The organism is Marinobacter sp. KMM 10035, assembly GCF_046537445.1.
Lineage (GTDB): Bacteria > Pseudomonadota > Gammaproteobacteria > Pseudomonadales > Oleiphilaceae > Marinobacter > Marinobacter sediminicola.
Genome location: NZ_JBBVMG010000004.1, coordinates 87,320 through 107,163 on the forward strand (window position 1 = coordinate 87,320; position 19,844 = coordinate 107,163).

The window sequence follows — 19,844 nt, forward strand, 5'->3', positions numbered from 1 at the left end:
AATAGAATTAATGGAACCCTGAAATAATACCATTATTTTTCATTGACCCGGAACGCTAATCTGGCAACTCCTATCAACAACCCAACAAACACGTATTCAGGAGTTCCGGATGACCACTACACACAACCTCGGCTACCCGCGCATCGGCGCTCGCCGGGAACTGAAATTTGCGTTGGAAGCACTTTGGAACGGCCAGTCCAGCGAACAAGCGCTGCAGGAAACCGCCGCAGAGTTACGTGCGCAAAACTGGCAAGAGCAGGCAGGCCTTGCTTTGGCACCGGTAGGCGATTTTTCGCTTTACGACCAAGTGCTGGACATGAGCGCGACACTTGGCAATTTGCCTGAGCGTGCCAGCGTCCATGCAGGCTCGCAACTGGACGAGTACTTCCGTGTAGCCCGGGGCCGCTCCCCTAGCGACAGCGCCTGCTGCAGCGTCCATGCGGGCGAAATGACCAAGTGGTTTGATACCAACTATCACTACATAGTGCCGGAGTTCAGTGCCGATACCAGTTTCAGCCTGAACGCTGATCGCATTCTGGTGCAACTGGCAGAAGCCCGTGCTCAGGGTGTAAACACCAAGCCTGTCATCATCGGCCCGGTTACCTATCTATGGCTGGGAAAAGCCAAAGACGAATCTGACCGCTTGAAGCTGCTCGACAAGCTGCTGCCGGTCTACACCGAGTTACTGGCGAAGCTCGCGGATGCGGGTGCTGAATGGGTGCAGATTGATGAGCCGGCACTGGTTACCGAGCTAGATGCGGACTGGAAGCATGCTTTCATTCTCGCCTACCACGAACTGAAAACCGCTCCGGTAAAACTGCTGTTGACCACTTACTTTGGCGAGCTAAGGGAAAACCTGCAACTTGCCTGCGAACTGCCTGTGGCGGGCATTCACCTGGATGCTATCAACGCAGCGAATGAGGTGTCCCAACTGGCCGACTGGCTTCCAGCTCACAAGGTGCTGTCACTCGGTGTTATCAACGGCCGAAACATCTGGAAAACCGACCTGAATGCCACTCTGGATCTTCTGGAGCCATTAAAAGAAAAACTGGGCGAGCGTCTTTGGCTGGCACCTTCATGCTCCCTTCTGCATGTACCGGTTGATCTGGAAAGTGAAACCACGCTGGATGACGAAGTGCGCAACTGGCTGGCTTTTGCCCGGCAGAAACTGCAGGAGTTAAACACTCTGGCGAAAGCACTTGATGAAGGTCGAGGAGCCGTAGCCAAAGAGCTGGCCGCCAATCAGAACGCCATCGAGAGTCGACGCCAGTCCTCAAGAGTACACAACCCCGCGGTTGCGGAAGCCCTGTCGGCCATCACGCCGGAGCATGGCCAGCGCAAGAGCCCGTTCAGCACGCGGTCCAAGCTGCAGCAGGAACGATTCAAGCTACCCGCTTATCCGACGACTACTATTGGCTCCTTCCCGCAAACGCCGGAAATACGCGCGGTTCGCAAGGAGTTCCGCCAAGGCAACCTGAGCCAGCAGGACTACACCGCGCGGATCCATGAAGAAATTGCTTACTGTGTTGAGCAACAGGAAGCGCTGGGCCTGGACGTGCTGGTGCACGGCGAGGCAGAGCGTAACGACATGGTGGAGTATTTTGGCGAACAGCTGGAAGGCTACGTGTTCAGCCGGTTTGGCTGGGTGCAGTCCTATGGCTCACGGTGCGTGAAACCACCCATTCTGTTTGGCGACATCACCCGCCCCAACGCCATGACGGTAGACTGGACCAAATACGCCCAGTCCCTGACCGACAAGCCCATGAAAGGCATGCTCACCGGCCCTGTCACCATTTTGAACTGGTCGTTCGTGCGGGATGATCAGCCACGCAAAGACACCTGCCTGCAGCTGGCACTGGCCGTACGTGAAGAAGTACAGGATCTGGAAAAGGCCGGAGTAGGGATTATCCAGATTGATGAAGCCGCATTGCGCGAAGGTTTACCACTGCGCCAATCCGACTGGAACAACTATCTGGAGTGGGCCATCGAAGCCTTCCGCATCAGTGCAAATGGCGTGCAGGATGACACCCAGATTCACACCCACATGTGCTATTCGGAGTTCAACGATATCATCGGGGCCATTGCCCGCATGGATGCAGATGTGATCACCATAGAAACATCACGCTCTGCCATGGAGCTGCTGGATGCATTCAAGGGTTTTGAGTACCCCAACGATATAGGCCCAGGGGTTTATGACATCCACTCGCCGAATATTCCGCGCGTGGCGCAAGTAACCGACTTGATGAGCAAGGCAGCGGAGAGGATTCCGGCAGAGCGTTTGTGGGTCAACCCGGATTGCGGCCTGAAAACCCGGCGCTGGGAAGAAGTAAAACCCGCTCTTGAAGCAATGGTAGCGGCAGCCCGTGAGCTGAGAGAGCAAATTGAGGGAGTTAATGTAGCAGAGAATGAGCTGACAGAAGCGGCTCAGTAACCGGTGCTGTTCTGATCCAGCTCAAACTCGAAACTCCGGGCCCGGCAAACTTCCGTAGTGAAGTCGCCGGAAGCCTGGAGCTCAAACCAACGATACCCGGGCGCCAGATCATCTACAGAGAACTTGCGTGATCCGGAGGTAAACTGAATACATGTGGATGGCGTAGCCAACAAGTGCACGCCGTTTCTTTGCTGCTCAAAGGTCTGGTGAATGTGGCCCCACAACACGATCTTTACTTGAGGAAACCGATCAATCAGTTGCCAAAACTCGTCACGATTCTGCAGGCCAATGTCTGTCATCCAGTCCGTTTCAATATCAACGGGGTGGTGGTGCAGAGATACGAGCGCAGGTACATCCGGATGCTGTTCTAGCATGTCTTCAAGGAACCCCAGCTCAGATTCAGAAAGCTCTCCGTGAACTTTTCCTGGCACCGATGAGTCCAGAAGAATGAATTGCCAGCCACCCTGCATTACATGCCGACGGTCTGCACCGTAACCTGCAGCAACGGTTTTCAAACTGGCTACCTGGTCATGATTACCCGCAATCCAGGCTGACCCGCAGTTAAACGCACCAAGGCGCTCCCCAAGAACGCGATAGGCTTCTTCCGAGCCGTCCTGAGCAAGGTCGCCGGTCACAAGGACCAGGTCTGGCTGACCGTGGGTCTTGAGTACCTCAGCTATGACTGCTTCGAGGCTGTCGCGGGTATTTACACCAAGCAACGCGCCATCGGCGGCGGCCATCAAGTGCGGATCCGTTAACTGCAGTACCCGAAGTGTCGGGGAGGCTTCCGTTGAGGTCATGATGCTTATGGTCTGCTTACAGCCATCGATTAAGGAATAGGTTCAATGGCAGCTGATTTTTATTAGCTCCCACGTCATCACAATGAGTGTACGTTGTCAGCCACTGGATTGATTACTCATGACTGGAACCCGCGTCACATTCTGACTCAACGTTGACAAAATTTTGCATAATTTGCCAACCACATTCGCCCTTTCAATGCTCAGCGTGTCATCGAATGAATGAGAAACGAGCTCAACGGGTACCTTCACCTGACGTCCAGGTGGCGTGCTCCAAGGGCAAGTGTCCAAATCTCAAACAGTACTCAAGCCAATCTGCGAGAAAACCATTGACCTGAACCTTCTCATCGGGATGGTGCATGAACCGGTTTGGGTAGTCGTTAACCGGCGCGATCTGCGTGTCACGATAGCAACTGATAACTTCTGCCATAGTGGCGTCATGGTATATCCGAACCGTCATCTTCGGGTTGTTGAGCCAGCGCCCACTGTTATGGATCTGCTCCAGCAGGAGGGTTTCAGTGTATCGGGCTGTTTGCAGAACCTGGATTCGAACGCGGCCCAAATATTCATTTTCCCGATGTAACTCGATGTCGGATATAGGCTTTTCGTCTACTCTCAGTTGGCGCAGCCTGCAAAGACGCTGGTAATTGCCATCACACAAGGCACCGAGCTGGCGCAGATCCGGCACGTAACGTTTGGGTTTCATTGCCCACTCACTCATGGCTACCACCCTGCCCGCAGCCTGGCACGGTTGATCTGCAGCCACTGCATGGCGATGATTGCCGCTGCGTTATTGATGCGGCCATCACTGATCATTGCTATGGCTTCATCTGCTGAAACCACATGGGCACGAATGTCTTCACTTTCCTCTTCGAGGCCGAACAGGCCTCCCGCGGATTCGGTGCTGACTTTGCCACAGTAGAGGTAAACCATTTCTGTAGTGCCGCCTGGGGACACCAGGTAATCGCAGATCTTTTCGAGTTTGCTGAAGCTGAGGCCAGCTTCTTCTTCAGCTTCTCTTTGAGCAACCTCTTCGCTGCTTTCGCCCTCTTCGTTCATTCCGGCGATCAGCTCCAACAACCAGGGGGACTGATCGCGCCCTATTGCGCCCAGGCGGAATTGTTCAAGCAGTACAACTTCGTCTCTTTCTGGATCATAGGGGAGTACGCAGGTGGCGTCGCCGCGGATAAAGAGTTCGCGGGTAAACTCTGGCATGTTTCGGCCATCAAAGCGCGGGTGTGTCAGCCATAGTTTGTCCATGCGGAAGAAGCCCTGGAAGACGGTTTCGCGCTTTTCGACTTTGACATCGCTGGCTTTGAACTGGAACGGCTTGGTCATGCTTTACTCTGTTTTGAAATCGGTTTTGCACGATAGCCGGTTGGTGTTGTTTATTGCAAGCCTGCTTTGGGTGGGGCTGGTTGTGGCAAGGACGGCTTTCCAAAACACGCTGTAGATACATCCATGTACGCTTGGCTCCGCCATCCATGGCTCCGCACAGTTTTGGAAAGCCGTCCTTGCCACAACCGATTCAACTTTGTGCTGTCCGCTTTTAAACACAAAACGGGATCAACATCCGTAAGTTATTTTACGCTCTATTCTCCTTAGCAAATTCTGCGTTTACTCCGAACTCACATGCCTGAAAAACTATGCTCAGACTTTGTCGTAAAGCTTACTCCCGGATTCCACGAACTCCCGAGACTTCTCTTTCATTCCCGCATCCACTGCTGAAATCTCGTCAATACCATGCTCAGCCGCATAATCGCGAACTTCCTGGGAGATTTTCATGGAGCAGAATTTCGGGCCGCACATGGAGCAGAAGTGGGCTACTTTCGCGGATTCCTTGGGTAAGGTTTCGTCGTGGAAGGCTCGGGCGGTGTCTGGGTCGAGGCCGAGGTTGAACTGGTCTTCCCAGCGGAACTCAAAACGGGCTTTTGAAAGCGCGTTGTCGCGAATTTGGGCACCGGGGTGGCCTTTCGCCAGGTCGGCTGCGTGGGCGGCGATTTTGTAGGTGATGATGCCGGTTTTTACGTCGTCTTTATTTGGCAACCCCAAGTGCTCTTTCGGGGTGACGTAGCAAAGCATCGCGCAGCCAAACCAGCCGATCATGGCAGCGCCTATGCCAGAGGTTATGTGGTCGTAGCCGGGAGCAATGTCGGTGACCAATGGGCCGAGGGTGTAGAAGGGTGCTTCGTCGCAGCACTCCAACTGCTTGTCCATGTTCTCTTTTACCAAGTGCATGGGCACGTGGCCGGGGCCTTCGATCATGCATTGTACGTCGTGCTTCCAGGCAATTTTGGTGAGTTCGCCCAGGGTTTCCAGTTCGCCGAACTGGGCTGCATCGTTTGCATCGGCTATGGAGCCGGGGCGCAGGCCGTCGCCTAGGCTGAAGGAGACGTCGTAGGCTTTCATGATTTCGCAGATATCTTCGAAGTGCTCGTACAAAAAGCTTTCTTTGTGGTGAGCCAGACACCATTTCGCCATGATGGAGCCGCCACGGGAGACGATGCCTGTGGTGCGTTTTGCCGTCATGGGCACATGGTGCAAGCGCACTCCGGCGTGGATGGTGAAGTAGTCTACGCCCTGCTCTGCTTGCTCAATCAATGTATCCCGGAAGATTTCCCACGTGAGGTCTTCTGCTACACCGCCTACTTTTTCCAAAGCTTGATAGATAGGCACTGTGCCAACGGGAACCGGTGAGTTGCGGATCAGCCATTCGCGGGTTTCGTGAATGTTCTTGCCGGTGGAGAGATCCATGATGGTATCGGAACCCCAGCGGATGCCCCAGGTGAGTTTCTCCACTTCTTCTTCAATTGAAGAGGTAACCGCTGAGTTACCGATGTTGCCGTTGATCTTCACCAAAAAGTTGCGGCCGATGATCATCGGTTCGGATTCCGGGTGATTGATGTTGGCAGGGATAATTGCCCTGCCCCGGGCCACTTCGCTGCGCACGAACTCGGGGGTAATTTCTGCTGGAATACTGGCTCCGAAAGATTGGCCAGGGTGCTGATCATCCGCCAAGCCTTGCTCTCGAGCTTCCTGCAGCTTCATGTTTTCCCGTATGGCGATGTATTCCATCTCCGGCGTAATGATGCCTTTGCGGGCGTAGTGCATCTGGGTAACGTTTTTATCTGCCAGCGCCCTGAGAGGCTTGCGTTCGTCCATAAAACGAAGCGGGTCAAGCTGAGGGTCTTTCATTCTGCGGCGGGTGTATTCCGAGGTGTAACCTGGCAAGGGAGCCGTATCTTCACGCTCCGATATCCAGGCAGCGCGGATGGCGGGAAGGCCTTTGCGCAGATCAATGGTGGCGTCAGGGTCTGTGTATATGCCGGAGGTGTCATACACCACCACCGGTGGGTTTTTCTCGCCACCCATTTCTGTGGGCGTATCCTGCACGGATATTTCACGCATAGGCACCCGCAGGTCAGAACGACTACCCTGTACGTATATCTTGCGTGAGCCCGGTAAGGGTTGAATCGCAGCAGAATCTACGCGCGCGGAATCACTGAGGTAAGTTGGCAGATCGGTCATCAATTGCTCCCGGAATTTTATTGGATATTCGGGTCGCGCATGACGGAGGGAGCCGACACCATAGAGTTTGCAGGTGTTTCTGGCTCTTCGATAGCTTGGTCTCAATCCCTACGCCGGTATTATCCGGATCAGGTCGCGGGTTCTGCGATGCAATCTCAGCCGGCTATCTGAACAAGTCAAACAGCCAGCACCCCGTCAAGACGCGAGTCTGTAATCTATAGCGCTCAAAGTGAGTGCTGTATGCAAGTGTAGAGCTGAGCGTAATTATTGTCCATAATGGTCAAATTGTTTCAGCCGGCTTGTTTAACCATGCCATTACCGATGTTGCTCCCATGTCACCGTGGGACAATCTGGCATTCCTTTTCAGCGCCCCAGGTGGGCGTAGGCGCGCACACATACTCAGGAGTAATAATGAAGAAACGATTGCTTTCCGGACTTATCGGCCTATTGGCGGCTCAGCCGGCCCTTTCCCTAGATCTGGTTGAGACCTATGAGAAAGCACTCTCTTACGACTCCGGCATCGCGGCAGCCCAGGCCAGATTTGAATCCCAGCAGGCAGGCAGCGACATCAGCAAAAGTACTCTGCTGCCCCAAATTGGCGCCTACGCAAATGCAAACCACACGGATTTCGATGCCAAGAATGGCCAGGGAGACAGCTATAAAGCATTCAACTACGGCGTGCGCCTGACTCAGCCCGTTTTCCGTGCGGACAACTGGTTTCGGTATGACTCCAGCAAATTCCAGACGGAAGCCGCGCAAGCTCAATACAACCTGGCGCAGCAGCAACTGATTCTTGATGTCGCCACGGCGTATTTCAACGTGTTGCGGGCGCAAGACACGGTAACAACTGCCAGGGCTGGCGAGGCAGCAATTCGCCGCCAATACGAACAGGCACAAGAGCGTTTTGATGTTGGCCTGATCGCCATCACAGAAGTTTATGAAGCCCGCGCCAGCTATGACGATGCCAGAAGCATAAGGATAGCGGCGGAAAACCAGACGAATATCGCTCGGGAGCAACTGGCTCGTTTCACAGGCGAATACTCCGAAGACTTGCAGAACTTGCGTCAGAACTTTCCCTTGGGGCAGCCAGAGCCCATGGACCCGTCCGCGTGGGAAATGACGGCTCTTGAACAGAACTGGGCGATACAAGCTGCGATGTCAGTGCTGGATTCAAGCGAAGCTAATCTGGATGTCGCAAAATCCGGTCATATGCCGACGCTCGACCTGGTCGCCTCCTATGGACAAACTGAACTTGATGGCGCCAAGCAAACTCAACAGGAAGGAACCCAGGGCGTTATCGGCCTTGAGCTTAACGTACCGCTGTATATGGGTGGCGGTACTCAAGCTGGCGTTCGGCAGCAGCGTTCGCTGGTAACGGTAGCTCAGGAAGATCTGAATACAACACGCCGCGACGTAAGAGTGAGCACTCGCAGCCTGTACTTGACCGTAAACAACAACGTAGAGACCGCATCTGCGTTGAAGCAAACCATCATTTCCCGTCGCAGCGCATTGGACGCGACCCGTGCGGGGTATGACGTGGGCACCCGCAACATCGTCGAGGTACTGGATTCAGAGCGCGCCTACTACGTGGCATTGAATGATTATGCCAATGCTCGCTACGATTATGTAACAAATACCCTTCGGCTAAAGCAGGCTGCCGGCACGCTTAGCCCGAGGGATCTTATTGAGCTGAACGAGTGGCTGAGCGCTACGGCCCCCGGGATTGAGGCTCTGGCTAACGACAAAGAAACTCTGCAAGACCCGACTCGCTAAGTTACGCAGCCAGAACGAAGATCAAGACAGGGTGGGGAGTACGCCTCCCCACCCACAACGCGCAGGCTCTCCACGCCAATCCGATTCAAACCCGCTCGATAATCCCATCAACGACCCGATCCAATGCGCCCCTATTCTTGTTGACCACCGACAATGCGCGCTGGCCACTGGCTAGACGCTCGTCAGCATTACTGAACAGTGCGCGCAGGTGGCAAAACAGCTCATCAGCATCGCTAACCATGGTTACCCCACCATCATCAAGAAGCCGTTCGTAGATGGTTTCAAAATTGAACACGTTATGTCCGGAAACAACGGGAATTCCCCAGCCCGCCGGCTCCAAAGGATTGTGTCCGCCACGCTCAATCAATGAGCCGCCCACAAATGCCACATCACTGGCGCCATAGAGCATCATCAGCTCACCCATGGTGTCGCCCAGATATACCTGAGCACTCGAGGGCTCATCCCCCAAAGATCGACGCGCCAGAGAGAACCCCTGCTTGCTGATCAGCTCTGCCACAGACTCAAAGCGCTCAGGGTGGCGAGGCACGACAATCAATAGTGCATCGGTCCTATGGTGCAGAAGTTGCTTGTGTGCCGCCAGCAACTGGGCATCCTCACCTTCATGGGTGCTACCGGCAATCCATACAGGACGAACAGATAGACTGCTCTTTAGTACCCGCGATTCTGCCCGCACTGAGTCAGGAATATCCACATCAAATTTTACACTGCCAGTAACAGCTACTTTGGATGACGCAACTCCTATTCGTCGAAAACGCTCCGCATCCTTTTCAGCCTGCGCAGCCACCCAACTAATACTGCGCATGATCGGCGCAACCAGGCGTTTGACGCGCTCATAACCCAGCGCAGAGCGCTCGGAAAGCCGGGCGTTGATAAGGAAGACAGGAACCCCACGGGACCGGCTCTGGCGAATCATGTTCGGCCATATCTCCGTTTCCATAATAACCAGTATTCTGGGATTAACCCGGTTCAGGAAGCGCCGAATCGCGCCGGGTGTATCATAGGGGGCATAGGCATATTGCACCTGATCGCCAAACATTTTCATGGCCTGTGCTTGGCCGGTGTCGGTCATGGCAGTCATCAGGATAGTAATATTGGGATTGCGAGCGAGCAGTCTTCGCACCATGGGCGCAGCGGCAATGGTTTCGCCTACCGACACGGCATGCACCCAAACAACCGTGCCGCTGGCTCGGGGCACAAACCCCAAGCGCTGCTGCCAATTAATGCGGAGTTCGGGTGCTTGGCGGCCCTGCCACCACAGACGCAGAAGAATAAACGGCAACGCCAGGCGTATAAGTTGTGAATAGATAAGTTGAAGCACGCAGTACCCCCTGCAAATCAGTGCGGTATCATAGCGCAAACCCTGATAATTTGCTTCCGACTGACCATGCTGGGCAACATAGCCAAAGCAGCAACTCACTGAGCTAGCAGGACAGGTTTTCAAGTGAAGAAAAAACACCGCAACCAGGCGCGAAATACAGATTACTCAGCCTATCGCCACCCCCGCTGGTGGCCGACCTGGATCGGAATTGCCGTTATGTGGTGCGCGGCCCAGCTTCCCATTCGCTTCCAGTGGTGGCTTGGCAAGTGCATAGGGCTTCTCGCATGGCGTTTTGCCAAGCGGCGGCGCCGTATTGCCGAGGTCAATATACGACTGTGCTTTCCTGAGCTCACGCAGGCACAACAAGGTGCACTGGTTCGTAATAGTTTTATCGCAAACGGAATCGGCCTGATGGAGCTGGGCATAGCTTGGTTTCGGAACCCGGCAAAGCTTATGGGGATAACGGAAGTTCACGGAAAGGAATATTTGGACAAAGCTTTGGCCAAAGGCAACGGTGTGCTCCTGCTTGGCGGCCATTACAGCACCCTGGACCTTGGAGGCAGCCTGGTTACCGAGTACATTGAAGCAGACGTAATGCAGCGAGACCACAACAACCCACTGATGAATGCCATCATGACCCGCGCAAGGGAGCGCCGGTATGGAACAGCTCTGGGTGCACGGGATCTTCGCGGCCTGTTCCGCAGCCTTAAAAAAAACAGGACCGTATGGTACGCAACAGACCAGGACTATGGCCGCAAAGATATTGTTTTCGCGCCATTCTTCGGCATACCGACTGGCACCATCACGGCCACATCTCGTATTGCTGCGCGCAGCCACTGTATGGTGGTTCCATTCAGCCACTTCCGGCGGCAGGATAAACCCGGTTACGACATTTACTTTCACCCCCCGCTGGAGCCTTTTCCGGGCGGCGATGACATGCAGGATGCGACCGAGATCAACCAGATTCTTGAGCGCGAGATTCGGCGAGCGCCCGACCAGTACCTCTGGATGCACCGCCGCTTCAAAACGCGGCCAGATATAAACGACCCAGGTTTTTATGGCGACAAATAGCACGTCAGCAGCACCGGTAATATGGTTGCTCACAGACAACAAACCCGGGCACCGGAATCAGTTAAAGGGCCTTGGCAATCGGCTACGGGTAAAAGTTGGCGCAAGCCTGTTCTGGTTATCAGCGCCAGATATCCGTATTCCATTGTGGCGCGCACTTTTGGCGATGCCGCCTGCGTTGGACAAGTCCCTCCCCCACCCTGACTTGATCATCGCAGCCGGCACAGGCACTCACAAACTGCTGCTGTCCTTGCGGCGGCTCAGGAACACCAAAACTCTGGTCATCATGAAACCCGGGTTCCCGCGCAGCTGGATCGACGGAACCATCATTCCTGCCCATGATGGCATTGCACCTAACGGAGACACACTGATCACAGAAGGTGTCATTAACACAGTCACTCCCCTTGCCCGAATTACCGAAAAGCCCGAAGCCTTGTTGTTACTCGGCGGCCCATCACCCCATTACAACTGGGACGATGACATTGTTTTCGGGCAAGTTATAAATCTGATCGGAGAATACCCCCAATGGCGCTGGACGATCAGCGGCTCAAGAAGAACACCGCAAGCTCTCAGGGAGAGAGTGAGCGAGCTTGCCAGCCTCAAAATTACCGTAGCAGACCCTGACAAAACCCATGAAGACTGGCTAAACCACAACATTGCGGCATCCCGGGCCATCTGGGTAACACCTGACAGCATGTCCATGGCGTGTGAGGCTGCCACATCCGGCGTGCCAACCGGGTTGTTCCAGCTACCTGAGCGTTCCGAAAGCCGTGTGGTCAAAGGCGTGCAACAATTGGTTGAAGCGGGCCATGTAGCACGCTGGAGCGATCATGCAACAGTGATGGGGGGCAAAACTGGCCGGGAAGAGACTTTCTGGGAAGCAGACCGAGCGGCTCAATGGGTGATTGAGCGCTGGCTTACCCCACGCACTGAAAAGCAGAAAAGATCAAAGAGGACGTCTCCTTGAGGATTCTCCAAGCATTACCGGCGCTCTACAGCGGCGGAGTAGAACGGGGAACTGTAGAGTTTGCGGCTGACCTTGTGCGGCACGGCCACGAATCCTATGTTGTATCAAGTGGCGGCCCTCTGGTGGAGCGCCTTGAGGAACAGGGCTCAACCCACGTCAAAATGCCCATTCATCGCAAATCACCTGCGTCTTTTGGGCAAATTCGCCCCATGCGAAACCTGATACGGGAGTTGCAACCAGACATTATCCACGTGCGCTCGCGCATGCCGGCCTGGATCGTGCGTTTGGCATGTAAAGGGTTGCCGGCGCGCCAGCAGCCACTGATTATTTCAACCTTCCACGGCATGTACTCCGTGAATCCCTACAGCGCCATCATGGCAAAATCCGACCATGTGATCGCAGTATCAAACTGTGTGCGCAGCTACATTACCGAAAACTATAAGGTGCCAGAGCAACAGTTGACCGTGATACAGCGCGGCGTGGATGTGGATTACTTTCAACAACGAGAGCTGAACGACGCATGGCGACAAGCACTGTTTACACAATTCCCACACCTTGAGAACAAACGGATTCTCATGATGCCGGGGCGGATTTCCCGCTGGAAGGGCCAGCTGCAGTTTCTTGAAGCCATGGCAGAAATCACCCGCGAACAGGCAGACTGCCACGGCATTATTGTTGGCGGTGCAGAGCCCGGCAAAGAGCGCTTCATGCAGGAACTCGAACAGCACCGCACGAAGCTCGGGCTTACCGACAAGGTAACCTTCCTTGGGCAGCGGGACGATATGGCGGAACTCTATCTGTTCGCCGACCTGGTGTGCCACATGTCGACAAAGCCCGAGCCCTTCGGCCGCACAGTCACCGAAGCGCTATCCTCCGGCACGCCGGTAGTTGCGTTTAACCGTGGCGGTGCCGCAGAAACACTGCAGGCGTGTTTTCGGGATGGGCTTGTGACACCTGATGACACCCATGAGTTTGCCAGGGTGGCAGTAAGGCTGCTAAACAGCGAAACATCAGATATCGAAATTCCTTATCGGTTTCGGCTGCAAGCGCAGACGGAGGCGACACTGGAGGTTTACCAGAATCTCCTTAAAGCAAAAGCCAGAATCAGCTCACTCTAAATTAACGCGCACTAGATGCCAAAGAGTGTCGAAGTAAGCTGGGGATCTGCTGTTCCAGTCGTGAGAGCAAAAGATCTCGAGCATGATTATCGATATTGGCGTTGGCTGGCAAACTGGGCATGGCCGCCCCTAACGTCCACAGCTTGCAATATCCTGCCAACTCAAACCGCTCAAGCGCTTTATGATAACGCTCAGGCGGCTTTCCATCCGCAGGCTTCAGAACAGTTGTCGGCTTTTGGCTCGCGATGGCTTCACTGATCATTGTCATACTATCCGCAGTAACAAACACCGCATCTGACGCGTCCAAATAGCTATTCATTACCTTTCTCGGCGATTCACTCCACCAAACCGAATCCGCCAACAGTGAAACCGGCAGAGCCTTCTTTAGTAAATGCTCACCAGCGCAGCCAGTGCGCCGGGAAGTCGTCACAAGCCACCGGCAATTATCGCGCCTGGACAAACCTTCAACCAAGCCACCAATCTGGCTCCATGTGGTTTCATCAAAAGAATAACCGGCACCATCACCACCGACAACAAGACTATAAAGTGGCTGCCTATTCTTCAGTTGCAGCCTATCTCTTAGCGCACCCCCATTCTCTGCCGGCTCGCTCGGATTCGTTGCTGTTGGAACCAGATCCATAACGATGTTGTGCGACTGCCCCGTTGGCTCGAGCGTCAGATGCGCCGAAAACTCACTCGAATGCAGCCTGCGGCCGGAGCCCAGAAAGATATTGGGCACAGACCACTTTCGAGCCAGTGCTACATTCAAAAACGACGTATTACCACCCGCGGACACAATCAGATCCGGGCGCGTAGTCTCAGAGCCGAGCATGCCAGAGTCATAGAAAACTGTACCAATGTGCGGGCCGGCACGGTTGATTCTGAGCACATAGGGCAACAAAAGCCGAGATAGTGATCTGACACGCAATGCCACTGTTTGCTCGACGCAAACAAGCTCATAGCGCGTCGAAAGCCAATCCACCAGACCCCGCGCTTGGCTCACATGGCCAGGGACACCGTCCGATAGAATCAAAACCTTGAGCATAGTCACGTTGTGCCCATCACTTCTCTGTAAATACCAAAAGTTTCCGCAACCATGCTGTCAAACGTAAGCGCTTGCTGAGCCCATAGAAAAACCGGACGCTGGCTCTGTCTGGCAACGTCAGGGTTCTCTGCCAGCCAGGTTAATTTGCAACTAAGTGCATCGATATTATTGCATTCAACCAGATAGTCTTGGGGTAGCACTTCTTCTGCACCCGGCACCCTGGTAGACAGCACAGGCAGGCCACTTAATAAAGCTTCAGCCAGAACATAGCTGAAGCCCTCCCGGTGAGAGGCGAACACAAGAAGGTCCGCCGCTTGCATCATTCCGCGAACATCTGCCCGAAAACCAGCCAGCTTCACACATTGCTCAAGCCCCTGCCGACGAATAGTTGCCTCAAGCCTGGTTCGCTCGGGACCCTCCCCTACAATAACCAGCTGCCCATGACTGGGCCGCCATGCCAGAATCAGGTTATCAAATGCCTTGACTGGCACCAGCCTGCCAACCGCCAGCGAAATTCGCATATCCGGGTCTAAACCGAAGGTTTGCGCGAGAGTTGTTCGGTCCATTGAGGGACTGAAATAAGGCGTCATCCCATTGTAAACAACCCGCAGATCAGGATGATCAACGTTCGAAACGACACCTTTGCTTACTCCAATGACCGTGTTCATATGGGAGAACATTCTGGTGGAACGCTTGCGGCTATGAATGGAACCAATCCGATACCCTGGCACCACCGCTCGGACACGTGCCAGCATCTCAACCGCTTTGTTTGCTTGGGCATGGATAATGTCCGGTGCCTCCCGTCGCAAGATCAGAGCAAGCCGGGCCAACAAAACAGGATTGCGTCGCCCACCGCTAAGGTTGAGGGAAATAAACCTTACTGATGGCTCAAAACGGCCGCTGTATTTTTCATGGGCAATGGCAACAACCTCACAACCCTGCATCGCCAAACCATTGCAGAGTTCTGCAAAATGATTTTCCAGCCCGCCGTCGCCATCGCCGGCCATCACCTGACATATTTTCATCTGACAACCTCGTGTGTGTTTTGACGCACTTCAGTTATACAACGGCACGCGATACACTTGCCCGGGATTTCCTGGGGCATCTTATACGCATTTCGATGTGAGACAATTTACATGAAGCTATCTGTCATCATAAGCACTTACAACTCCCCCCGTTGGCTGGAAAAAGTGCTTTGGGGCTACAGCGTACAGTCTCACAAAGACTTCGAAATCATTATGGCAGACGATGGTTCGGGCGATGACACCCGCGCACTGATTGACAAGATGCGCACAGAAACCGGCATGACCATCAAGCATGTCTGGCAAACCGACAACGGTTTCCGCAAATGCCGAATTCTCAACAAAGCGGTTCTGGAAGCCAGCGCTGATTATCTGGTATTCACGGACGGTGACTGCATCCCCAGAAATGACTTTCTTGAAGTGCACGCCAGCGAAGCGGCTCCTGGCCGGTTTCTCTCGGGCGGCTACCACAAGTTGCCAATGGGCACGAGCGACGCCATTTCGAAAGATGACATTCTAACTGGCCGCTGTTTCGATCTGGCATGGCTAAAACAGCATGGCCTTAAAACAAGCTACAAAAACAGCAAACTGACTGCTAACCGCTGGCAGGCAAAAATGTACAACACTCTGACACCAACCCGGTGCCGATTTAAAGGCTCCAATGGCTCCGTCTGGAAGGCAGATGTTCTTGCAGTAAATGGCTTTGATGAGACCATGGCTTATGGCGGTGAAGACAGGGAGTTTGGTGTGAGACTGATCAACAACGGCATCAAACCGAAGCACGTTCGCTATAACGCGATCGTGATTCATCTGGATCATAAGAGGGGGTATGTTGATCCCGTTTTAGTAAAAAAGAACAAAGATTTTCGACGTGGCGTTGAAGCAAATAAGATATTGACGACCCAAAATGGCATAGAACAGCTGCCCCCTTCTGCGAATATAGTAACCGATAAAGCATCCCAACAGTGACAGCCATCCAAACCTCCCCCAAAAACATCATTCAAAAGCTTGAAGCCCCAAAGCCGTATCTTGAGCTCTTGATGCTCGCTTGCGTCGTATTGTTTATTCTTTTCAAACGATCCTATCGCGATATCGGCGATGTTGCGCTGGGGCTCCTTGTTTTGGGTACTCTGTATCACGCGTTTAAAGCCGGTCACCACATGAAAACCGATGCTTATCCGCGCCTCTTTCTGATCTCGCTGATCGTGCCAACCGCGTCGTGGCTGAACAGCACCCTGTTTATTCCTGAGCTCGCCCTGCCGACTCCCTCTCCTTTCAGCCTCTATACCTTTTTCATATTCTGGTTCCTGGCATACTGGATACAGGGCAATGAGCAGCGCATAGCATTGGTTCTGCTCGCCTACTGCTGTGGCGCTCTACTTTTATTCATAACAGCTCCCGCAGAGCTCACAGAAGAACTCAATCGTGCTGCTTCCGGTGTGAGGGTAAGTTTTGGACTACGAAACGCCCAGCACACCTCATTGATAGCGGCGTTCGGTCTTCTCGCATCCATTTTCTTGATGTTTTCAAACACTCATTTAAGCCGAAGACTGGAAATCATTAAAAAGCTGGTGTCTCTGCTATTTATAGCCATATTCATAGCGATAACAATAGCTGCACAGTCTCGCCAAGCATGGCTACCTATTGCTATATGCGTAGGGCTTGCACCTGCACTATTGAAAGCGACCGGAACTCTCCAGATTCGGATAGCCCCGATGGTTATCCTGTATGCATTAATCGGTATCATCGGAGCACTTGCTACGAACCTCGACGTAGTGCAAAACCGCGCCAGTGCAGAGAGCTCAACTCTTAGTAAAATTACGCACGGCGACATCTCAGAAATACCCAATGACACAAGCATCGGGATACGAATTCATTCGTGGTTCGAAGCGAGTCACTGGATTGCAGAACGTCCAGTTTTTGGCAACGGAGAAGACATAAAGGAAGATGTAATCGTAGCGGCTGAAAGTCTTCCCGGGTGGGTCAGGTCAGAATTCAAACACCTTCACAGCTCACACATTGAGACTCTTCTAAGCTATGGCATAGTGGGTGCGACATTAATCTATTTTATTATTATCTTCCCTGTCGCCAGGATCATCAGAGAAAAGAAAGGGGCAGAAGGGGCTAAATGGGTAATATTTTCCATCTTCACCCTTATCATCTGGCTCACTATCAATACTTTCGAGTCATTTTTCTATATGTGGGATGGGATATACGTCTTTACAGTTTTTTACGGGGTCATCTACAGCTTTTCTTTCAGCTCTGAGAAACACGAGCACTTTTCATCCTCGTAGCCTCACCTGGAAAAAATACTTTTGCCATGTATAAAACCTCCCCCAGAACCCAAGGTGCTTGGCCTTCAAGAAAACCATTTTTCGAGACCTTTTCCAGCTGTGCTGATACCAATGCACGAGATAAGCATCAGCGGTGCACTCGAAAAAGATATCCTCACCTTGGTAAGGGTTAAAATAGTGCCGAGGGAAGATCTTCGAAGGTTCCAAATCACAAACGCTGTTGTCGATCAAAATCTCCGTGAAAATATGTGGGCCAATATATAAAGGGGACGTCCATATTCCAGCCTCGTAGAAGGAGATTAATTCCGCCAGAATTTTCGAGTTTTTCTGTGCGAAAATAGCACATGTACCAATCCTCGAATCGGCCTCATACCCCACCGCGAACATCAAATCCTGAAAAAGGGGAAAAGGATTCCTGCGTATTGTCACGTCTAGATCGAGATACAGCCCACCAAACTTTTGAAGGATTTTTAGTCGCAAATAGTCAGTAACAAACGCATACAGGCCTCGGCGAAAACACTCGCGTGCAAACCGGCACCCCTCTATCCATTGAAGAATTTCCGTGTCCGATTCGGTCCACAACCTGTAATTGAAACCCTGTTTTCTCCAGTCATCTACGCAAGCATGGCCAAGCGGCGACATCTTCTTACCCAGCCAAATTCCATGAATTATCTCGCTGGTGTTTTTTGCCTCTTGCTGCATTGATATCACCGCAACCGGAACTTCAGGTTATGAACCGTGCGTGCAACGGCTTCATTCAGATGCTTCGCCTTCCTATAAAGCGTTACACTGAGATCACGTTTCGATTTCTGTTTGGCGTAACCAATCATGGAGTCAAATTCTTGATCATTAGTCAGGCATGCCGGGTGCACACCATAGTTCTCCACACCATGCTTCCAGAACTCATCCATCTCCAAATCCACTGGCTGAGTCCATTCTCTTGCGTGCCGGAGAAACTTTTCAGCCCCGGTTGGGGTTAGATAATAACCTGTGGTGCTTTTGTGTCCTTTGGAGTATTTGAACACCTCGATACTGCTGATCTCAAACACTCGCTTCAGAGGCGTACTCTTCTTTCTCAAAGGAGAAAACAGCCTGACACACTCGAGGTTTTCGGGCAGCTTTTCTGTGACATTTACAAAAGTGTCAAAGCGTTCCGGGAATAACAGTGCATCATCTTCAAGAACAATTATCGGACGCCCTGACTCTACGCACTGCTCCCAAATCAGATAGTGACTGGCATAGCACCCAAGCTGTCCCGGAGACATATCGTCAGGCTCTTCTCGCCGACGCTTTATTGAGTTGTAATGTCGAAAAAGGTCATGCCCCTTGCTTCCATTAACCGCATCAAAAAAAGAAAACTCGAGATCGAGGGATTGTAATTGCTGAGAGATTTTCTCTCGGCGCTCGAGAGCCGACGCTAGGCTTATGACGACAATTTTGGGGGGCATATTTAGTAAGAACCATTAGTTTGAATGTTTATCATCCCGTTTCTCGGGCGAACTCTGGCTGGCCGATCATTTCCGTATCATCGGCAGCCATCGTTTGAGAGCAACCTCAATATTATTGAGATGCTTGAGCATGCTCAAGCCCGTAAGAGGGTTATAGGTCCACGGCTTGGCAGGCGTCTCCCCCTCACAGTCCAGAAACTGCTCGGCGATGGGGGGCACCTTCTCACTGGACGCCGCCAGAAAACGTGAAGCCTGCTCCTCTGTCCACATACGAAAAGGGTAAAAACCACACCTCTTACGCTTCTCCGCAAGCTTCAAGCCCAACGTTTTACTTTTACCACGATAAGCCGGAACTTCAGGCAACCACATGGCAAATGGCGCCCAGAGATACAACATAGGGCCGAAAGACGCCTTGGCCTGACTATCGTTAGCTGGCTCAGACTGGCGAAATTCCCAACCAGCTGCGAGCAGGCGCGCGGGCTTAAACATAACCAGGTCGGAATAGTGAACCCCTGCACTTTGCCCCATATTCTTGCGCACGAAAACTGACGCATCAGGCCCCGGCTCGGGAATCAGTGGTCGCTTTAACTGATCGACACCCCGAATAAAGCATGGATGAATGAACGCAACGTCCGGGTTCGATTCAAACAGCCTATTGAGCTCTATCACCTCATGCCCCAGTATGGGTCTTACCAACTGAGTATCGTCTTGAAGATAACAAAGAAGGTTCCGGTCCTTCAGCTTAACCAAGGCATTCTGCATGTTGTGGTACAACCCGCCATGCTTGATGCTGCCCTTTTTTTCCGGGAACACAACCTGATGGCGGTCTTTAATACCAGCAAGGAACTCAAGAGTTTGCGGGTCGTTGCTATCGTCGTCGAATATAACAATTTCGGGCTGATCAATGGCAGCCTCAATGGAATCAATGCAGTTTTTCAGAAAGGCGCCGCGATTGAACGAGAAGATACAGAATGTGATGCTAGCTGACATAGTTATTCCTGTGAAATTCCAGTT

17 protein-coding genes and 1 riboswitch are annotated in these 19,844 nt (G+C 52.8%); of the genes, 7 read left to right on the plus strand and 10 right to left on the minus strand.

From position 1 onward, the window contains the following. The first annotated feature begins 109 nt into the window (after window positions 1-109). Entirely contained in the window at window positions 110-2,431 is a 2,322-nt protein-coding gene (gene metE, locus AADB16_RS17345) for a 5-methyltetrahydropteroyltriglutamate--homocysteine S-methyltransferase (RefSeq protein ID WP_410805095.1), read from the plus strand. Here the strand turns inward: metE and cpdA are convergent. The 4 genes from cpdA to thiC all read right to left on the minus strand — a co-directional run bounded on the left by cpdA (window position 2,425) and on the right by thiC (window position 6,756). Further along, complete coding sequence (gene cpdA, locus AADB16_RS17350) at window positions 2,425-3,231, minus strand: 3',5'-cyclic-AMP phosphodiesterase (RefSeq protein ID WP_309045789.1); 807 nt, start codon at window positions 3,229-3,231, stop codon at window positions 2,425-2,427. The two genes, metE and cpdA, sit on opposite strands and share 7 nt — an antisense overlap. A gap of 232 nt (window positions 3,232-3,463) precedes the next feature. After that, window positions 3,464-3,949, minus strand: a complete 486-nt coding sequence (locus AADB16_RS17355) for a DUF1249 domain-containing protein (protein ID WP_309045790.1) — start codon at window positions 3,947-3,949, stop codon at window positions 3,464-3,466. A gap of 2 nt (window positions 3,950-3,951) precedes the next feature. Beyond that, window positions 3,952-4,566: an NUDIX domain-containing protein gene (locus tag AADB16_RS17360; RefSeq protein ID WP_309045791.1), complete on the minus strand. Its 615-nt coding sequence runs from the start codon at window positions 4,564-4,566 to the stop codon at window positions 3,952-3,954. A gap of 312 nt (window positions 4,567-4,878) precedes the next feature. Then, window positions 4,879-6,756: a phosphomethylpyrimidine synthase ThiC gene (gene thiC, locus AADB16_RS17365; RefSeq protein WP_410805098.1), complete on the minus strand. Its 1,878-nt coding sequence runs from the start codon at window positions 6,754-6,756 to the stop codon at window positions 4,879-4,881. Between the two features lie 88 nt (window positions 6,757-6,844). Then, a riboswitch (TPP riboswitch) is annotated at window positions 6,845-6,961 on the minus strand. A 206-nt stretch (window positions 6,962-7,167) separates the two neighbouring features. On the opposite strand from thiC, the gene AADB16_RS17370 reads away from it, so the two are divergent. After that, window positions 7,168-8,529 (plus strand): TolC family outer membrane protein, encoded by a 1,362-nt coding sequence (locus AADB16_RS17370; protein WP_309045793.1) that lies wholly within the window; start codon window positions 7,168-7,170, stop codon window positions 8,527-8,529. 85 nt (window positions 8,530-8,614) lie between these two features. Here the strand turns inward: AADB16_RS17370 and waaA are convergent, their stop codons facing one another. Continuing rightward, complete coding sequence (waaA, locus tag AADB16_RS17375) at window positions 8,615-9,868, minus strand: lipid IV(A) 3-deoxy-D-manno-octulosonic acid transferase (protein WP_410805101.1); 1,254 nt, start codon at window positions 9,866-9,868, stop codon at window positions 8,615-8,617. 123 nt (window positions 9,869-9,991) lie between these two features. On the opposite strand from waaA, the gene lpxL reads away from it, so the two are divergent. The 3 genes from lpxL to AADB16_RS17390 are packed head-to-tail and all read left to right on the plus strand — an operon-like array spanning window position 9,992 to window position 13,021. Beyond that, window positions 9,992-10,939 carry an LpxL/LpxP family Kdo(2)-lipid IV(A) lauroyl/palmitoleoyl acyltransferase gene (gene lpxL / locus AADB16_RS17380; protein ID WP_410805103.1) on the plus strand — a complete coding sequence of 316 codons (948 nt, stop codon included), beginning with the start codon at window positions 9,992-9,994 and terminating at the stop codon, window positions 10,937-10,939. Next, the gene (locus tag AADB16_RS17385) at window positions 10,926-11,903 is read left to right on the plus strand and encodes a mitochondrial fission ELM1 family protein (RefSeq protein WP_410805105.1); all 978 of its coding nucleotides are present in this window, start codon (window positions 10,926-10,928) and stop codon (window positions 11,901-11,903) included. The genes lpxL and AADB16_RS17385 overlap by 14 nt, the downstream gene beginning before the upstream one ends. Then, entirely contained in the window at window positions 11,900-13,021 is a 1,122-nt protein-coding gene (locus AADB16_RS17390) for a glycosyltransferase family 4 protein (protein WP_410805107.1), read from the plus strand. Before AADB16_RS17385 ends, AADB16_RS17390 begins: the two co-directional genes overlap by 4 nt. 1 nt (window position 13,022) lies before the next feature. On the opposite strand, the gene AADB16_RS17395 is transcribed toward AADB16_RS17390, so the two are convergent. Both AADB16_RS17395 and AADB16_RS17400 read right to left on the minus strand, forming a co-directional pair. After that, a complete protein-coding gene (locus AADB16_RS17395; protein WP_410805190.1) occupies window positions 13,023-14,066 on the minus strand; it encodes an ELM1/GtrOC1 family putative glycosyltransferase in 1,044 nt (347 codons plus the stop codon). A gap of 2 nt (window positions 14,067-14,068) precedes the next feature. After that, window positions 14,069-15,091, minus strand: a complete 1,023-nt coding sequence (locus tag AADB16_RS17400) for a glycosyltransferase (protein WP_410805109.1) — start codon at window positions 15,089-15,091, stop codon at window positions 14,069-14,071. A gap of 111 nt (window positions 15,092-15,202) precedes the next feature. On the opposite strand from AADB16_RS17400, the gene AADB16_RS17405 reads away from it, so the two are divergent. Together AADB16_RS17405 and AADB16_RS17410 are read left to right on the plus strand one after the other, a co-directional pair. Then, the gene (locus AADB16_RS17405; protein WP_410805111.1) at window positions 15,203-16,057 is read left to right on the plus strand and encodes a glycosyltransferase family 2 protein; all 855 of its coding nucleotides are present in this window, start codon (window positions 15,203-15,205) and stop codon (window positions 16,055-16,057) included. Further along, window positions 16,054-17,382, plus strand: a complete 1,329-nt coding sequence (locus AADB16_RS17410; RefSeq protein ID WP_410805113.1) for an O-antigen ligase family protein — start codon at window positions 16,054-16,056, stop codon at window positions 17,380-17,382. Before AADB16_RS17405 ends, AADB16_RS17410 begins: the two co-directional genes overlap by 4 nt. Here the strand turns inward: AADB16_RS17410 and AADB16_RS17415 are convergent. The 3 genes from AADB16_RS17415 to AADB16_RS17425 form a co-directional block, all read right to left on the minus strand. After that, window positions 17,371-18,084 (minus strand): glycosyltransferase family 32 protein, encoded by a 714-nt coding sequence (locus tag AADB16_RS17415; protein WP_410805115.1) that lies wholly within the window; start codon window positions 18,082-18,084, stop codon window positions 17,371-17,373. The two genes, AADB16_RS17410 and AADB16_RS17415, sit on opposite strands and share 12 nt — an antisense overlap. Before the next feature lie 5 nt (window positions 18,085-18,089). Continuing rightward, complete coding sequence (locus tag AADB16_RS17420) at window positions 18,090-18,830, minus strand: glycosyltransferase family 25 protein (protein ID WP_410805117.1); 741 nt, start codon at window positions 18,828-18,830, stop codon at window positions 18,090-18,092. Window positions 18,831-18,896: 66 nt separating this feature from the next. Further along, window positions 18,897-19,820, minus strand: a complete 924-nt coding sequence (locus AADB16_RS17425) for a hypothetical protein (RefSeq protein ID WP_410805119.1) — start codon at window positions 19,818-19,820, stop codon at window positions 18,897-18,899. Between the last annotated feature and the right edge of the window lie 24 nt (window positions 19,821-19,844).